The organism is Corynebacterium sp. HMSC076C10, assembly GCF_001812455.1.
GTDB classification, from domain to species: Bacteria; Actinomycetota; Actinomycetes; order Mycobacteriales; family Mycobacteriaceae; genus Corynebacterium; species Corynebacterium jeikeium_D.
Map to the genome: position 1 here is coordinate 1 of NZ_KV809129.1, position 16,374 is coordinate 16,374.

General features: G+C 58.3%; 14 protein-coding genes and 2 tRNA genes. 5 read left to right on the forward strand and 11 right to left on the reverse strand.

Going from position 1 to position 16,374, the window contains the following annotated elements:
• Positions 1-94 precede the first annotated feature (94 nt).
• The 4 genes from HMPREF2857_RS06160 to gyrA all read right to left on the reverse strand — a co-directional run bounded on the left by HMPREF2857_RS06160 (position 95) and on the right by gyrA (position 3,329).
• Positions 95-167, reverse strand: a tRNA-Ala gene (locus HMPREF2857_RS06160).
• 31 nt (positions 168-198) lie between these two features.
• Positions 199-272: transfer RNA gene (locus HMPREF2857_RS06165), tRNA-Ile, on the reverse strand.
• A 203-nt stretch (positions 273-475) separates the two neighbouring features.
• Positions 476-808 (reverse strand): DUF3566 domain-containing protein, encoded by a 333-nt coding sequence (locus tag HMPREF2857_RS06170; RefSeq protein ID WP_049181937.1) that lies wholly within the window; start codon positions 806-808, stop codon positions 476-478.
• A 4-nt stretch (positions 809-812) separates the two neighbouring features.
• Entirely contained in the window at positions 813-3,329 is a 2,517-nt protein-coding gene (gene gyrA, locus HMPREF2857_RS06175) for a DNA gyrase subunit A (protein ID WP_246819641.1), read from the reverse strand.
• A 269-nt stretch (positions 3,330-3,598) separates the two neighbouring features.
• On the opposite strand from gyrA, the gene HMPREF2857_RS06180 reads away from it, so the two are divergent.
• Both HMPREF2857_RS06180 and HMPREF2857_RS06185 read left to right on the forward strand, forming a co-directional pair.
• On the forward strand, positions 3,599-3,826 hold the full coding sequence (locus tag HMPREF2857_RS06180) for a CopG family transcriptional regulator (RefSeq protein ID WP_070643164.1): 228 nt from the start codon (positions 3,599-3,601) through the stop codon (positions 3,824-3,826).
• Complete coding sequence (locus tag HMPREF2857_RS06185) at positions 3,823-4,161, forward strand: hypothetical protein (protein WP_070643166.1); 339 nt, start codon at positions 3,823-3,825, stop codon at positions 4,159-4,161. The genes HMPREF2857_RS06180 and HMPREF2857_RS06185 overlap by 4 nt, the downstream gene beginning before the upstream one ends.
• Before the next feature lie 13 nt (positions 4,162-4,174).
• On the opposite strand, the gene HMPREF2857_RS06190 is transcribed toward HMPREF2857_RS06185, so the two are convergent.
• From HMPREF2857_RS06190 to dnaA, 7 genes are all read right to left on the reverse strand, one after another.
• Positions 4,175-6,127, reverse strand: a complete 1,953-nt coding sequence (locus HMPREF2857_RS06190) for an alkaline phosphatase family protein (protein ID WP_070643167.1) — start codon at positions 6,125-6,127, stop codon at positions 4,175-4,177.
• Positions 6,128-6,174: 47 nt separating this feature from the next.
• Entirely contained in the window at positions 6,175-7,071 is an 897-nt protein-coding gene (locus HMPREF2857_RS06195; protein WP_371441567.1) for an alpha/beta fold hydrolase, read from the reverse strand.
• A gap of 75 nt (positions 7,072-7,146) precedes the next feature.
• A complete protein-coding gene (gene gyrB / locus HMPREF2857_RS06200) occupies positions 7,147-9,186 on the reverse strand; it encodes a DNA topoisomerase (ATP-hydrolyzing) subunit B (protein ID WP_070643171.1) in 2,040 nt (679 codons plus the stop codon).
• 289 nt (positions 9,187-9,475) lie between these two features.
• Positions 9,476-10,138, reverse strand: a complete 663-nt coding sequence (locus HMPREF2857_RS06205; RefSeq protein WP_048731374.1) for a DciA family protein — start codon at positions 10,136-10,138, stop codon at positions 9,476-9,478.
• Positions 10,139-10,143: 5 nt separating this feature from the next.
• Positions 10,144-11,343 (reverse strand): DNA replication/repair protein RecF, encoded by a 1,200-nt coding sequence (recF, locus tag HMPREF2857_RS06210; protein ID WP_070643172.1) that lies wholly within the window; start codon positions 11,341-11,343, stop codon positions 10,144-10,146.
• Between the two features lie 9 nt (positions 11,344-11,352).
• Positions 11,353-12,543: a DNA polymerase III subunit beta gene (gene dnaN, locus HMPREF2857_RS06215; protein ID WP_070600956.1), complete on the reverse strand. Its 1,191-nt coding sequence runs from the start codon at positions 12,541-12,543 to the stop codon at positions 11,353-11,355.
• Positions 12,544-13,045: 502 nt separating this feature from the next.
• Entirely contained in the window at positions 13,046-14,794 is a 1,749-nt protein-coding gene (dnaA, locus tag HMPREF2857_RS06220; protein WP_070607171.1) for a chromosomal replication initiator protein DnaA, read from the reverse strand.
• A 694-nt stretch (positions 14,795-15,488) separates the two neighbouring features.
• Here dnaA and rpmH point away from each other — a divergent pair.
• From rpmH to yidD, 3 genes are read left to right on the forward strand one after another with little or no spacing between them, the layout of a single operon-like run.
• Positions 15,489-15,626 (forward strand): 50S ribosomal protein L34, encoded by a 138-nt coding sequence (gene rpmH / locus HMPREF2857_RS06225; protein ID WP_005511646.1) that lies wholly within the window; start codon positions 15,489-15,491, stop codon positions 15,624-15,626.
• A 20-nt stretch (positions 15,627-15,646) separates the two neighbouring features.
• A complete protein-coding gene (rnpA, locus tag HMPREF2857_RS06230; RefSeq protein WP_048731381.1) occupies positions 15,647-16,027 on the forward strand; it encodes a ribonuclease P protein component in 381 nt (126 codons plus the stop codon).
• Positions 15,987-16,319 (forward strand): membrane protein insertion efficiency factor YidD, encoded by a 333-nt coding sequence (yidD, locus tag HMPREF2857_RS10910; RefSeq protein WP_083310519.1) that lies wholly within the window; start codon positions 15,987-15,989, stop codon positions 16,317-16,319. The genes rnpA and yidD overlap by 41 nt, the downstream gene beginning before the upstream one ends.
• Positions 16,320-16,374: the final 55 nt, after the last annotated feature.

The following is a 16,374-nucleotide window of genomic DNA, read 5'->3' on the forward strand; positions in this document are numbered from 1 at the left end:
AGCGGACACACTTTTTGCTACTTAACCCGAATCCGCGGCATTCCCAGAACGCAAAAAATCCCCCGGTCTTACGACCGGGGGATTTTGTTCCTTGTGGAGCTTAGGGGAATCGAACCCCTGACCTCCTGCTTGCAAAGCAGGTGCTCTACCAATTGAGCTAAAGCCCCGTACACCGAGCAATTATACCTTGTTCGGCAGTGGGCCTAGGAGGACTTGAACCTCCGACCCCTTCGTTATCAGCGAAGTGCTCTAACCGCCTGAGCTATAGGCCCCGTGGAACGAGATATAACTTAACCCGTAACCATCACACTTCACAAATCGCCTGTTCAGAGGCCTAAATATTGAGTTAAAAAGCAGTCATTAAGTAGTCATTATGGCTACTTCATAACCAGGTCACTGAAAATACCTCTCAACCAACGCGGCCCCGGAGCCACCGAACGGGGGTGACACCGGGGCCAGCGGGAGACTAGGCAGCCTAGCTGTCGTCGGCAAGCGAAATCTTGAGACCTCCGACGAGACCGCCGCACGCGTTGTAGATAACCGCGCCGAGGGCCATGAGCCCAATCGACAGCACCCACCACAGCGCTCCCACAGCGGCCGCCAGACCAAGGACGAGACCCGCGCTGATGGAATCCTCCCCGCCGACCATTTCACTGATCGGAGCGAGCAATCCCATCCCGGAGAGCAAGAGGTAGAGCAGGCCAACCGCGGCAAGCCAGACGAGGAAGCCAATAAAACCAGTGGCCGCCGTAATGCGCATGGCGGACCAGGGGCTCACCTTGTCGACTACCAAGTTAGTTTCGGCCATGCGCTTACTCCTTCTCCGCCTCCGAGTCACCGGACTCGGCAGCACCGGTGCTCTTGGTGGCGCCGGTGCGCTTCGGGACTACGTCCAGCGTTCCGGCCTCTGAGACCTTGGAAGCGGTCTCCTCGCCCTCATCCTCGACGTTGCGGTCAATAGCCAGCAGTTCCACGCCGTCAGCGAGGTTGACCAGGCGCACGCCCTTGGTGGCACGCGAGGTGGCGCGAATCTCGTTGACGTTGGTGCGGATGATATCGCCGGCGGAGGTGACAGCGAAGATTTCGTCGTCGTTGTCGACCACCAGGGCGCCCATCAACGGTCCACGCTTCGGGTCGTACTTGAGCGTCAGCACGCCCATACCACCGCGGTTCTGCGGGGTGTACTCGCTGAGCTTGGTCTTCTTGCCGAAGCCGCCAGTCGTGGCGACCAGCAGATTGTGATCTTCCTCGACCACGACCATGCTGAGCAGCTTGTCGTCGCCCTTGAAGCGCATACCCTGAACACCAGCAGTGGCGCGCCCCATCGGGCGCAGTGCGTCGTCGGAGGCAGTGAAGCGAATGGCCTGGCCGCGCTCGGAGACGAGCAGCAGGTCATCGTCCGAAGAGCACAGACGAGCACCGATGAGGGAGTCGCCTTCGCGCAGGTTGATGGCAATTAGGCCAGCGGAACGAGCGGACTCGTAGTCCTCCAGGCGAGACTTCTTGACCTTGCCCTCGCTGGTGGCCAGCACCAGGTACGGGCTGTCCTGGTAGCTCTGAATCTGCAGCACCTCGGCGATACGCTCCTCCGGCTGGAACTCCAGCAGATTGGCGACATGCTGGCCGCGGGCAGCGCGAGTGGCCTCCGGCAGTTCGTAGGCCTTGAGGCGGTAGACGCGCCCCTTGTTGGTGAAGAACAGAATCCAGTCGTGCGTGGAGCAGACGAAGAAGTGGCGGACAATGTCGTCCTGCTTCAGATCCGCGCCGCGAACGCCCTTGCCACCACGGCGCTGGGCCTTGTAGGCATCGACCTTGGTGCGCTTGGCGTAGCCCGTGGAGGTAATGGTCACAACCACGTTTTCGCGGGCGATGAGGTCCTCTTCGGTGACGTCGCCCTCGGCGGCCACGATCTGGGTACGACGGTCATCGCCGTACTTCTCCACTACCTCGGTCAGCTCTTCCTTGACAATGGCGCGCTGGCGCTCCGGGTTGGCCAGGATGTCCTTCAGGTCGGCAATCTCGAGCTCGATCTCAGCCAACTCGTCAATGATCTTCTGGCGCTCCAGAGCAGCCAGGCGACGCAGCTGCATCGCCAAAATGGCGTCAGCCTGAATCTCGTCGATTTCGAGCAGACCCATCAGGCCCGTGCGCGCGGTATCAACCGTGGCGGACCGGCGAATCAGGGCGATGACCTCGTCCAACATATCCAGAGCCTTGACCAGGCCGCGCAGGATATGGGCGCGCTTTTCCTTCTCGTCCAGGCGGAACTGGGTCCGTCGAACAATGACCTCAATCTGGTGGGCGACATACAGCGTCACCATCTGGTCAATGCGCAGCGTACGCGGCACACCGTCGACGATGGCGAGCATGTTCGCACCGAAGCTGGTCTGCAGCTGGGAGTGCTTGTACAGGTTGTTCAGCACCACACGCGGTACGGCGTCGCGCTTGAGCTTGACGACGATACGCATGCCCCACTTCAGGTCAGATTCGTCATCAATCGAGGCAATGCCCTGCAGACGCCCGTCCTTGACCTGATCCGCGATGTTGGCAATCATGCGGTCCGGGTTGACCTGGTACGGCAGCTCAGTGATGACAATCGACTGACGGGTGCCCTCCTGCTCAATCGAGGTCACACCGCGCATGCGAATCGAACCACGGCCGGTGGTGTAGGCCTCCTTGATGCCCTTATCGCCGACAATTTGGGCGGCAGTTGGGAAATCCGGGCCCTTGATGCGCTCCATGACCGCATCCAGCGTGGTCTTTTCATCCGCTTCCGGGTTGTCCAGGCACCAGTTGATGGCATCCGCGACCTCACGGAGGTTGTGCGGTGGGATGTTGGTGGCCATACCGACGGCAATACCGCCGGAGCCGTTCATCAACAGCTGCGGGACACGCGACGGCAGAATAACCGGCTCTGTCGTACGACCGTCGTAGTTCGGCTGGAAATCGACGGTGTTTTCGCGAATATCGCGCACCATTTCCATGGCCAACGGCGTCAGACGGGCCTCGGTGTAACGCATAGCTGCGGGGCCGTCGTCACCGCGGGAGCCGAAGTTACCCTGACCGTCGACAAGCGGATAGCGCATGGACCACGGCTGCGCCATGCGCACCATGGTGTCGTAAATAGCTCTGTCGCCGTGCGGGTGGTAGTTACCCATCGTGTCCGAAACCGGCTTTGCGGACTTCACATAGCCGCGCTCCGGGCGGTAGCCGTTGTCGAACATGGCGTAGAGAATGCGGCGGTGCACCGGCTTGAGACCATCACGGATCTCCGGCAGCGCACGGCCAACGATCACGCTCATGGCGTAGTCGATATAGCTCGACTGCATCTCTTCATTGATGTCGATCGGGCGAACCTGGTGGCCCAATACTCCACTTCCGAAAGATGAGCCGTCGTTGTTGTTATCGTCGCTCAATGACTGCTTCCTTTACTTAAAAGAGGTTCGCATCCATTCTACAGGGCTTTAGAGCCCGCTTTTCGACGCCGTGTGCAACTTTTCGATACCATTGTGGTATCAAATCTGGGGTTTTAGGCCTGATAGCGAGAAACAAACTAGCGCAGTTAAGAAGCGCAGTTAGATAGCAGGGAGCAAATGCGATGGCGATGACCTTGAGGCTCACGAAAGAACAGGACACCGCCTTGGCTCTGCTGGCGCACATGGAGGGCGTGTCTAAACACGAGGCCGTCATTCGCGCCATCGAATCCGCCGCAGCGAGAGCCCTTCAGCAAGGTCAGGCTCGGGAAATTACGGCAAGTGTGACTGATACCGACATGGCGCTGCTGCGAAAGTTGAGCTCCCCGAGCCCCCGGGGAGCAGAGGAATGAGTGCGCCCCAAGTTCAGCCTCTCAGCGAGGCCGCAATCCTGGCGGCTACCGACGAACTGGTGGCCAAAGTGCCGGAATTGGCTGACGCTACACTTGTGCGACCATGGGCAATCAGCGCCATTGCTGCCGCCAGCTCAGGTGTCATTGCTGGTCACCGTAGCTTTCCCGCGATTTCTGCGGCAGCGCAGGCGGTCGCTTACGCAACGTTTCACGTGAAACCACTAAGTTTTGGCAACACCGCACTGGGCGCACTACTTGCACACATACTCCTCACCACCAACGGCGAAGAGCTGTCATTCGCAGAGACGTGGGATCTGGTCAAAGGCGGCACTTAGCCAAGGACAGGGCCTAGTCACTCTTTCGGGTAAACGGGCTGGTCGGAATGCGATTGCCGGACTCCAGCCGGCCCGTGTAATACGCCGTGGCCTCACCTTCAGTCAGCTCGACCTCGTACCAGCCATCACGGACATAATCAGCCGTTCGGTCCTGCCCGCCGACGAGAACACGTCCCGACACGTGCTCCAAAGTGACCTCCGGCAACTCCTTCGCCGTCTTGCTGAACACACGCAGGAAGCGGTCCGGGCCGCACACGGTAAGTTCGCGGTCTAGAAGTCCAATTCGCAGCTCTAATGTGCCGAGCACGGTGTGGTGCTCTACCTTGTTACCACTGTAAACAGCGAAAACAGCCTCACGGGAACCGTCATTGACCAGTACAAGATTGCCGTCTTTGAGGTAGGCGTGCAGCCGGTACGGTGTCGGCAGCGCGGTCGCCTGCTCGGACTCCTGCACAGGATAGTCACCGGCCGGCTCCGCCTCCCAGCGCTTCACAAACTCCGGCGCTGGTCCCGGCTGCTCTGGAAGCTGCATTCCCGTAGACGCCGAGAAGTCCAGTGTGGATACCAAATCACCACATACCCGACGACGCCAATCAGTGATATTTCCGCAGCTCACGCCGGTGACTTGCTCCAGGAAACGGATCACCGAAGTGTGATCGAAGACCTCTGAGGACACCAAACCACCCACCGACCACGGTGAAATGACAGTCATCGGGACGCGGAACCCGAGCCCCTTCGGCTTGCCCAGGTACCACTCCCCCGGCTCATTCTTCGGCGGCAGCGGCGGCACCACATGGTCGAAGTAACCATCAAACTCGTCAAAGTTAATCAGGAAGACGGTCTTGGCCCACACCTCCGGGTTGGAGGCCAACGCATCCAACAGGCGGTAAGTGATATTCGCCGACTGAATCGGCGAGGACGCTCCCGGGTGCTCGCTTTCCGCGGCCGACGGCACAATCCAGGACACCTTTGGCAGCTGTCCGGATTCAACGTCCCGTCGGAAAGCATCAGCGAGCGTGCCCGGCTGGCGACGGTAAAGTGCACGATCGTAGAGATTCCGTTCCGCCTCAGGCAGCTTCTCCACAGCGGCATTCAGGCGGTCGACCATCTCCTGCTGCTCTGCAGTTGGCGGCATCCCATCGCCCAGTTCCAGCAGCTCCTCGTGGAAGCCCGTCATGTCGAGACCAGGCAGCCCGGCCTCACGAATGACCTTGCGGCCAATATTTCGAAACGCGGCGAAGAAATCCAGGTTGTTGTCCGTGTAGTTATCCCACTCCTGGTAGACGCGCCATGGCACCCCAGCCGCCGAGAGATCCTCGGCATACGTGCGCCACCTGTACCCCGGGTGCGTCGGCTCGTACGCCGCATTGCCAACCGCTCCAGTCCCCCACGGTTCCTTTCGGGTATCACCCGAAAACAGGTAGTTGCGGTTCGGGCTTGTCGACGTAGGCATTGAAGAAAAGTAGCCATCACAGATAGTGAATGTCTCTGCGAGTGCGAATTGGAACGCGATGTCCTGACGGTCATAGCAGGCCATCGTGCCTTTGCCCTTAGCCTCAATCCAGCCGTTGCAGCGTCCACCGTTTAGTGCAATCTGCCCGTCCTCCCAACCGTGCGGAAGACTTGCAATGTACTCCACCGAAAGATCACCGCGATTCGCAGCGTTTCGAATTAGGTACGGGCTAATCCCACTCTGGTTAAAAACACCCGGCAAAGCGGAATTGTCGTTGTACCCCCGCACACCTCGGAGAGTGCCGAAGTAGTGATCAAAAGAGCGGTTTTCCTGCATCAACACGACTACGTGCTCAATTTGATCAAGAGAGCCAGCCGGTCGGGGCTGCGCGAGCGCGTGGCGCAGTGATGGTGGCAGCAGCGTGCTCGCAGCGGTGACGGCACCGACTCCTGCGGCGGTCTGCAGGAAGTGCCGACGGGAAAATTCAGATATTTTTTTAGGTGATGTTGCCATAAGTATCTACGTTAAGAAGCGCAGATTACAGGTTGGAAAATTGCGGTTTAAATTTCCTCAATGAACCGCTCGAAGCGGTCAACCACAGCCTGCGGCTCACGCGCCCATCGGTTATGTCCCAGGCGCTGCTCAATGAACTCGTACTTCGCCGAATTCGGCAACATCCGCGCCAATGCCTGCGCCGACTCCGCCGGGCAGTCACGGTCACCGCCACAGTTCAGCAGCAGCGCCGGGGTGGTCACCTTAGGCATCTCAGCGGCATAGTCGATGTCCGCACCGCGCGGTCGCAGAAGACCCGTACGAGAGAACCGCGCCCACTCCACCACATGGTTACGAGCCTGCCGGCCATAGCCGGCCACATCAAGCCTGCCCGCTGGCCAATAACCGAGGATCTGGGACACCACCTGCATAAACGGTGCACCGTAACGGAGTCGCTTGTACTCCTTGCCGGTAAAACACTTGTAGTGCGGAGTACCGGAGCCAACCATCACTACGCCGGCCACGTCCGCTTCCGGTCGGGCCAGATACAGCGAGGCAATCTGACCGCCCATGGAATGACACAGCAAGTAGATGGGTAGCTTCTCCCCTGCCGCGAGGTGGTCAAACTCCTTGCGAGCCCGCGCCACGGCCAACGGGTAATCCACCGACGCGAGATCCTGGTAGCCCCAATTGTGACGGCGGGTGGCCACCGCAGTCTGGTTACCCTGGCCGCGCAACTCCGAGGTCAGGACGCAAAAACCTCGGCGCTGTAACTCTTGGGCAATCGGCCGGTAGTAGCGAGCACCCATGCCAAAGCCCGGCCAAATAACGACAATGCCCCGAGGCGAACCTTCGGGAAACCGAAGCGCCATCGGGGTCACGGAGCCATCTGGCAAAGTCTCCTGCACAATACGTGGCTCGACTGGCGGTTCCCCGTTGACCATGCTTCCCCGAGTATCTTCCATTTCATAAACATTAATGGCTGAACTGAGGTTTTGTCAGGGGAACCGACAAGGCGAAAACTAAAACCAGGTACCGGCTTAAACGTCGAGGAAGCGAACGTCCTTCGCATTACGGGTAATGAACGAACGTCGTGAAGCGACGTCATCGCCCATCAGAATGGTGAACAGTTCATCGGCCTTCTGTGCATCCTCGAGGGCGACCTTACGCAGCACGCGGTGATCCGGATCCATGGTGGTATCCCACAGCTCGGCGGCGTTCATCTCACCGAGACCCTTGTAGCGCTGGACACCATCGTCCTTGTTGATCTTGCGGTTGGCGGCCAGCCCCTCTTCCAGCAGCTGATCGCGCTCAGCATCTGAGTAGGCGTAGCCCGGCTCGCCCTTGGCCCACTTGAGCTTGTACAGCGGTGGCTGAGCGAGGTAGACGTGCCCTTCATCAATCAGCGGACGCATCAGGCGAAACAGCAGCGTCAGTAGCAGCGTGGCAATGTGCTGACCATCGACGTCGGCATCGGCCATCAGCACAATCTTGTGGTAGCGCAGCTTTTCGATATCGAACTCGTCGTGAATACCGGTGCCCAGCGCCGTAATAATGGCCTGGACCTCGTTATTCTTCAGCGTCTTATCCAGGCGCGCCTTCTCGACGTTCAAAATCTTACCGCGCAGCGGCAAAATGGCCTGGAACAGCGAGTTTCGGCCTGCCTTTGCAGAACCACCTGCGGAGTCACCCTCCACGATGAACAGCTCGGACTGCTTCGGGTCCTTCGAACGGCAGTCCGCCAACTTACCCGGAAGACCGCCAAGATCGGTCGCGGACTTACGACGCACCAGGTCGCGGGCCTTACGAGCCGCCTGACGGGCATGCGCCGAAGCAATGGCCTTGTTAACAATGGCCTTAGCCTCAGCCGGATTGGCCTCCAGCCAGTGACCGATGTGCTCATTGGTCATGCGCTGGACGAAAGAACGCACCTCGGTGTTACCCAGCTTCGTCTTTGTCTGGCCCTCGAACTGTGGATCGGCGACCTTCACCGAAATCACGGCAGCGAGGCCTTCACGACAGTCCTCACCAGAGAGGTTGTTTTCCTTCTCCTTCAACAGTCGGTGCTCACGCGCATAGCGGTTCATCAGCGATGTCAACGCAGAACGGAAGCCCTCTTCGTGCGTGCCACCCTCAATGGTGTTAATGGTGTTGGCGAAGGTGTGCACCGACTCGGAGTAACCCGAGTTCCACTGCATGGCAATCTCGACCTCGTGGCCATCACCTGCAGCATCGAAGGAAATGATGGTCGGGTGGATGATGTTCTTCGACTTGTTCAAAGTCTCGACATAATCCCGCAGACCATTCGGGTAGTGGAAGACCTTGCGGCGCTCCTTCGGCTTGGTGGTCTTCTTTGCCTGCTCCTTCTGCTCTTCAGCCGCATCCTTGGCGATCTCAGCGGATTCGGTCTCCGCCTGCTCCGCCAGAGCCTCAGCCTCGAGCTCCTCCTCGGAGACACGCTTGTCCACCAACGTGATGGTCAGACCCTTGTTCAAAAACGCCATCTCGCGCAGGCGGCGAGAAATGGTGTCGAACTTGAAATCGGTGGTCTCAAAAATCTCCGGGTCCGGCCAGAAACGCTGCGTGGTACCCGAACCACGAGTCTTTTTACCGCGGACAATTTCTTCCGGAACTGCCTGGTCGAAGTTCTGGTACCAGGTGTAGCCATCGCGGATGACCTCGGTTTCCATACGCGTCGACAGCGCGTTAACCACCGAAATACCCACACCGTGCAGACCACCGGAAACAGCGTAGGACTCGGAGTCAAACTTGCCGCCGGCGTGCAACTGAGTCATAACCACCTGCACCGTCGGCATGCCCGACGGGTGCATTTCGACAGGAATACCACGGCCGTTATCGCGGACCTGAACGCCGCCGTCTTCCAGCAGAGTGACCTCAACATCGGTGGCATAACCCGCCATCGCCTCGTCGACGGAGTTGTCTACAACCTCCCACACCAGGTGGTGCAAGCCACGCTCACCAGTCGAGCCAATGTACATACCCGGCCGCTTACGCACGGCCTCGAGGCCCTCGAGGATGGTAATCGATGAGGCGTCATATTGATGTTCGGTAGCAGCCACGATTCGGCGCGTCTCCTATTCTTGGTTCTCTCCCCGCGCAACATTCGTCAGCGCGCGAAAAATAGGCCGGCGGTCAAGCGCTATCGGCGCCAGCCAGAACTACATAGGACTACTAGATAGGTCTGGCTAGTTTGGATGCCGATAACGTCTCAAGAACCGCCTGCCGGTATTCTCCTGCCCATCTTACCCCAACGTAGTCCCCTACTGTGGATATAGCCGATGCGCTCAAAGGACCAAATTTCGCAGTTTTACGCATACCGATGCCTATTCGTAGACCGTTTACCGACCTTTACCCGTAAGTATCACGCGGTCCTCGGCCCTCGATGTGCAATTTGCCCTTGCGCCAATTCGGCGCTTTCGGCCCCAGCACCTTAATTTCTTCAACCACCCCATCCCCGACGCGTTCCGCGATGGACTTCAAAACCTGTCGCTGTGCTAGCCGCAGCTGTGTTGCCCATGCTGTCGATTGGCACTCGACCACCAAAGTGCCGTCCTTGAACTCCTTGACCTCGGAGTGTTCCGCGACAACTTTGCCGACCATCGAATCCCACTCCGTCATGATCACACCGTGGGCAATATGGATCTGCCAACCGCGATCAACTACTGCCTTATTCAGCACCGCACCAATCGGCGCAGGTCGACGGTCATATTTCCGGTACAGCCGAATCCCCGCCTCCTTCAACAGGCTCGGCGAAATTACCGTACCGGCACGATCTCGCACCACTGCTTGCGCTGCCCGCTGCTTATCGACGTCCGCAACGATCCCCTCCGCGGCCTTCACAGGCACACGGCTATCGAGGCCAGACCACGAGCCCTTCTTCTTCGGTGGCCGCTGGAGATTCGGTAACTTGTGACCGCCCTCCTTAGCGGCATCGCGCATGCGGAAGAAAGCGTCACTGATCAGGTCGTTTTCCTCTTCCGGTGAGTTATCCGGCTCCATGTTCTCGACCATACCCGTCACTCTTCCGCGACTGGGTTTTCATCCAGCAGTGAGATTCGCCCCTGCTCAGTCTGCGCCACCGTTACCGTGTGATGGGTCACCGAAGAATCCTCGACCAGTGCCTGAGGCAACTCCTCTCCCACCGCCGAGGTGATCAACACCTGCTCAGCCTGCTGCGCGATTTCCATGAGAGCTTCCCGACGATGCCGGTCGAGCTCCGCAAACACGTCGTCAAGCACCAAGATCGGGTCGGGCCCATCGGCACGGAGCAAAAAGTACGCGCCGAGACGCAGCGCGAGTGCAAAAGACCAGGTCTCGCCGTGGCTAGCGAAGCCCTTGGCGGGGTCATTGCCGAGAATGAGGTTGAGATCATCGCGATGCGGACCAACGAGACAGGAACCGCGCTCAATCTCCGCGGTGCGGCGCTCCGCCATCTTCGTCAGCAGCAGTGCCTCGAGCAGCTCCGGTTCGCTGGGCAATGGCCCGCCATCCAGACTGTCGACCTTCGGCGCATAGGCAATCGTGGCTGGGCGCGAGTGCGGGGCAAGCGTGGCATAGGCCTCGCTGACATGCTCGGAAAGCTCGGCGATCAAATCCATGCGCGCAGCCATTAACGCCGCTCCCACCTGCGCCAATTGCGCATCCCAGGTATCCAGCGTGCTCAGTGCGGCCTGCCCCTCCGAGGAAGAATAGCCACGGCGCAGCGTCGAGCCCGCCGACTTCAGCAGCGCATTCTTCTGACGCAAAATCTTGTCATATTGAATGCGGATACCGGCGGACAGTGTCCGTCGTAAAGCGAGCAAATCATCGATGTATCGGCGACGGGAAGCGGGCTCGCCCTTGACCAGCGTGAGATCCTCGGGCGAGAAAAAGACCGACTTAACGATCCCCAGCAGCTCCCGCGGAGACTTCAGCCGCGTGCGATTAATCTGCGCCTGATTCGCGCGATGCGGATTGATGAGCAGATGCGCCGTCAGCTCGCGGCCATCATTGACCGCCGTCGCCGAAATGCGTGCCGACGGGGTCCCCGAACGAACCAGCGGAGCATCCGTAGACACTCGATGCGAGCCGAGCGTGGAGAGATACCCAACGGCCTCGACGATATTGGTCTTGCCGTAGCCATTTTGCCCGGTAAATACGGTAATTCCAGGCGTGAACTCGACTTCCAACTCCGGCCAGGAGCGGAAGTCCCGCAAGGACAAATACCGAATGTGCATAGCCGCAGACTAGCCCGGCAGGCGTACAGGCATCAGCAGGTAAGTGAAGTCGGTCTCCGGCGTTGGGTAGAAGCCGTCCTCACCGAGCTCCGGGATAGCTTCCGGCTCCGGAATGAGAATCGCGGGACGCGAGGGCTGCGTAAAGCCCAGCAGAACGCGGTGGGAGCGAACAGCGCTGAGCCCCTCGAGCAGGTACTGCGGGTTGAAGGCAATCAGAAGTGGTTCCCCATAGAAGTTGCAGGCCACAGTCTCTTCTGCGTGACCAACCTCGTCGCCATGAGCGGAAAGGACAACCTGGCCGTCGGAGAAGTCCATGCGAATCTGCGCACCGTGATCGGCCATCAGAGACACACGACGGATGGCATCCTGCAGCTGGTCAACACGGGCAACAGCCATGGAGGAATGCTGCTTCGGCAGCAACGGGCGGAACTTCGGGAACTCGGCGTCCAGCAGTCGCGTGGTAGTGCGACGAGGATCGGCGAGGATAGCCAGCAGACCTTCGGAGCCGACCTCACGATCATCGGATCCGTCGCCGAATGCCAAGGTCACTGGCTCACTGGAAGTGGTATCGAGAGTGCGGGCAGTCTCCGCGAAGGTCTTTGCCGGGATGAGCAGCTTAGTCTCCCCCTCCGGGATCTGCTCCCACTCGAAACTGCGAACCGCCAGGCGGAAACGGTCGGTGGCAGCGAGAGTGACTTCGTTACCTTCGGTTTCCATCCGGATACCGGTCAGCATCGGCAGCGACTCATCCTTGCCGGCAGCGATAGCGACCTGACCAATAGCCTCAGCCAGCAGAGCGGCATCGACAGTGCCGGTAGCAGCCGGAGCTTCTGGTAGCTGCGGGTAATCCTCCAAGGTCAGGCTTGGCAACTCGAAGCGGGAAGAACCACAGCGAACGATGACCTTCGTGCCATCAAAGTGCATCTCTACCTGCTTATTCGGCAGCTTAGAGACAATGTCAGAAACCAACTTGCCATTGACGGCGAAGCGACCGGGCTCATCGACCTCTGCGCTAATACGAATCTGAGTCGAGACCTCGTAGTCATAGCCAGCGAGCTGCAGACCATTGTCATCCGCGAGAAAAATCATGCCACGCAGAATCGGCTGAGTCGGGCGTGCAGGCAGGTTACGAGCAACCCAGCTCACCGCACCCGCGAGATCGTCCTTAGCCGCGCGAATACGGACATCGGTCTGCTCCATCGTTCCTCCACCGGTATTGGATGTCTGTTATTAGCCGTCTTTTGTGTTGTCAGCACGCTATGTCAGCGCACATGACTGGAGTTACAAAGATTCCATCGTACAACTCTACTGCAGACTGCCAAAGACCTCACTGGGATTCTTGTAGTCCGTCTAGTGCTTAATCGTAGTTCTTACTCGTTCTTGGCATTTATGAAGTTGTGCGCCAGAGGTTGTTTGCCCGAGGTTGTGCGCAGGCCCCCTTTTATCTAGAAGTTTCTAGAGATTTTTAAAGTCGGGAGTAGTAATAGGGGGTGTGCACATTGTGAAATTACATGATTCCCGCTGGTCTTCACCGGTTTCGAGCTGTGGATAACCAGTGCGTCTAACTGTGGATAACTTGGGGTGTCTGTGGATAGTGTTCGGGCTTCATCTTTCATCCACAAAATTTACGAGTTGTCCACAGCTCTGTGCACGGAAAAACCGCAGTTAATAACAAGAATTCCGCACGCAGAGCCCAAGGTTTTTAAGCCGTGCCGCGAGCTCGGTCTCGAATGCGCGTAGTCAGGTCGTTGACCTGGTCCTTTGAGGGCTTCTTCTCCTGAATTTCCTTAACAATCTTGCGTTCAGCGTGCAAAACCGTCGAATGGTCACGATTTCCGAACTCCCGGCCAATCGACGGCAACGAAAGCTCAGTGAAGGACCTCGTCAAGTACATCGCGATCTGGCGAGCATGAGCGACCGGACGAGTCTTACCCGGGCCCACCAAATCCGCAACCGTTAGGTCGAAGTACTCAGCCGTGGTGGAGATGATGATCTCCGGGGTAATCTGCACCTCGATTTCGTCGGCACCGAGGATCTCCTGCGCAAACTTCAAGGTCACAGGCTCATGAATCATGGATGCGTGAGCGCTAATCTGCAGTAGACGCCCCTCGAGCTCACGAATAGAAGACGAGGTGTTCTCCGCGATGTACTGGAGTACATCATGCGGAACGACCAAATCAGACAGCTGTGCCTTCTTCGACAGAATTGCGATTCGCGTCTCCAAGTCCGGGTATTGCAGATCCGGATTGAGCCCCCACTGGAAGCGGGTACGAAGGCGATCCTCCAGGGTCTTAAGCTCGCGTGGTGGGCGGTCCGACGACAGCACAATTTGGTGATTGGACTGGTGCAGGGCATTGAACGTATGGAAGAACTCTTCCTGTGTACCTTCCTTGCCCTCCAAGAACTGGATGTCATCGATGATGAGCATGTCCAAATCGCGGTAGCGACGCTTGAAGGATTCCTGGGCGTCGTCACGCACGGAATTAATGAAGTCGTTGGTGAACTCTTCCGAGGAAACGTAACGAACCCGCAGGTTAGGGTACAAATGCTTGGCGTAGTGACCAATGCCGTGGAGCAGGTGCGTCTTGCCAAGACCCGAACCGCCGGAGATAAACAGCGGGTTGTAGGTGCGCCCCGGAGACTCCGCAACAGCGACGGCGGCTGCGGCGGCGAACTTATTCTGCGGACCAATGACGAAGGTTTCGAAGGTGTAGTTCGGGTTGAGGGTGGGCTCCTCGAAAGGCATGCTCATCTCGGTTGGAGTGCCGTGGCTCTCGGAGCGGAAAGGACTTGTGACCTGGCGCTGATCAGCAATAGTCATCGGATTCTCGGCAGATGAGTGCGAAAGCCCCTGCGCCATTGAATCCACTGCGTCCATCGATCGGTGCTGTGACTGGGCACTCTGCTGATTATGGACATTCTGCTGGTGTGTCTGCGGCACCTGTGGCGTCTGCGTCGATCCCTGGTGCTGCTCGTGGCGATTGAAGTCATTCGCATCTGCACTGGGGAACGGGTAGTTGCGGCCAGATTGCTGCTGGTGCTGCTGGTTTGGCTGTTGACGCTGAGCCTGCTGCGGACGCGAAGCTGCAGATGGCATCTGTCCCGAGTGCTGTGCAGGTGATTGAGTGGTCTCTGCTGCCTGGCTATCTTCAGCGTCGTCAGCAGGATCGGCAACGGTAATGACCGTTTCCAACTCCTCACCGGTCAGCGAAGCTAAGACGGCCTCGATAATGCCCTTGAGCTCTTCTTTTACCAGCGCCTGCACCACTGGCGATTGAGTGCTGAGCAGGAAAAAACCTGGAAAGTCACCAGTGTGCGTCACTGACCGCAGCAGTGCCTTGTGTGGCGGGCGTAGTGGTGCAATGCCCAACTCCGGCGCACCTTCTGGTGAAGTCAGGATAGAAACGACCTGCTCCCAGAGTCCACCTGGCAATTCTGGTTGTTCGCTCACTGTGTGAATGTCCTTTTACATGTTTACGTTCATCAAATTTATCGAGGCGACCTGTTTTTGTGGAGTGTTTTTGGCATGGCGAGAGTGCCATATCTGCCCATTTGGGGGCTATTTCTTGTAATTCGCCCTGTGGGGTGTTTCTACACAAGGTGCTATACGCCCCGAGCAGGACTTCCACATGTTTGTCCACACCTGTGGATAAACCTTGTCGCTAATTGACTAACAGTTTATCCACAGTTTGCCCACAATGAAAAATAGCCCCCTAGTCTGCGTTTACCTAGGTAAACACGTGATTTCCCCTGCTCGCTGTGATTCATGGTGTGGAAGTTATCCACAGCTGATGGGATAAACGCCCTGTGGATTGCAGTGCATAGGTCAGTATTTCCACAGGTCAACATCGGTACCGTCGGAAAACTTGGAAAATGATTCTCCAGGTAAATCCGGCGTGTTGATTTGAATTTCTCGCTCGATTCGACGTACCCTATCTGGGTGTTTCATATCCATTGAGATATGAGTCCGAGTTTGTGCTTGGACCCGACAGAACGCATGTAGCTTTCAATCTGTCGGTAAGTAATTTTTCCGTGCATCACGGGAATGCGTCAGACGCATCGCTGCCTCGCACTCGAAGCGAGGAGTTTACTGCGGTGTGTTCAGCGTGGACTCGTGGTCGTTTGAGTTTCAAGGAGTGTCAACCGTGTCGAAGCGGACGTTCCAGCCGAATAACCGCCGTCGTGCACGCGTGCACGGCTTCCGTACCCGTATGCGTACCCGTTCCGGTCGCGCCGTTGTGGCAGCACGCCGCAGCAAGGGCCGTGCCCGCCTGTCCGCTTAAGTAAGAGGACGCCGATTTCGGTGCTCCCTCAGAGCAATAAGCTGCGTTCTTCGCGTGACTTCACGGTCACCGTACGACGTGGACGCCGAATCGGACGCAAGACCTTGGTCTTGCATATTCGTGACACCGCCGCTTCTGGCGGTGAAGATAAGACCGATACGCAGATTGCCAGGTTTGGTGGTCCGCGTGTCGGTCTTGTCGTATCTAAAGCTGTGGGTAACGCCGTGACTCGTCACGCTGTATCCCGCAAGCTCCGCCATGTTATGGCCGCGGCCGCGCAGAATCTTCCGTCCACCATGGACATTGTCGTTCGCGCGCTGCCTGCATCTGCCACAGCCACCAGCCAGGAGCTGTCCCACGATGTGCAATCGGCACTCGCCACATACGAACGTCGGCGCTAATTCGCTTGACGACGGCCCCCTCGCCCAGGCCCCCGGCGCACGTGTGGCTGAGAGGGCGATTCTCTTCTACCGCCGTCGTATCTCTAATCTGAAGCCCACGAGCACATGTCGTTTTGAACCGACGTGCTCCGCATATGGTCTTGAGGCTGTGCGCCGTTTCGGAGCTATTCGTGGCCTGTGGCTGACTCTCTTGCGCATCTTCCGTTGCGCACCCTGGCATCCGGGTGGCTGGGATCCAGTTCCTGCCACATTCCCCGGCCTGGGTTCGTGGTTGAGGCGAATGCACAGGTAACCTCTAGTAATGCTTAGCCTTTGACGGGGCTTTGTAGACGAAGGCGCGAGTGCGC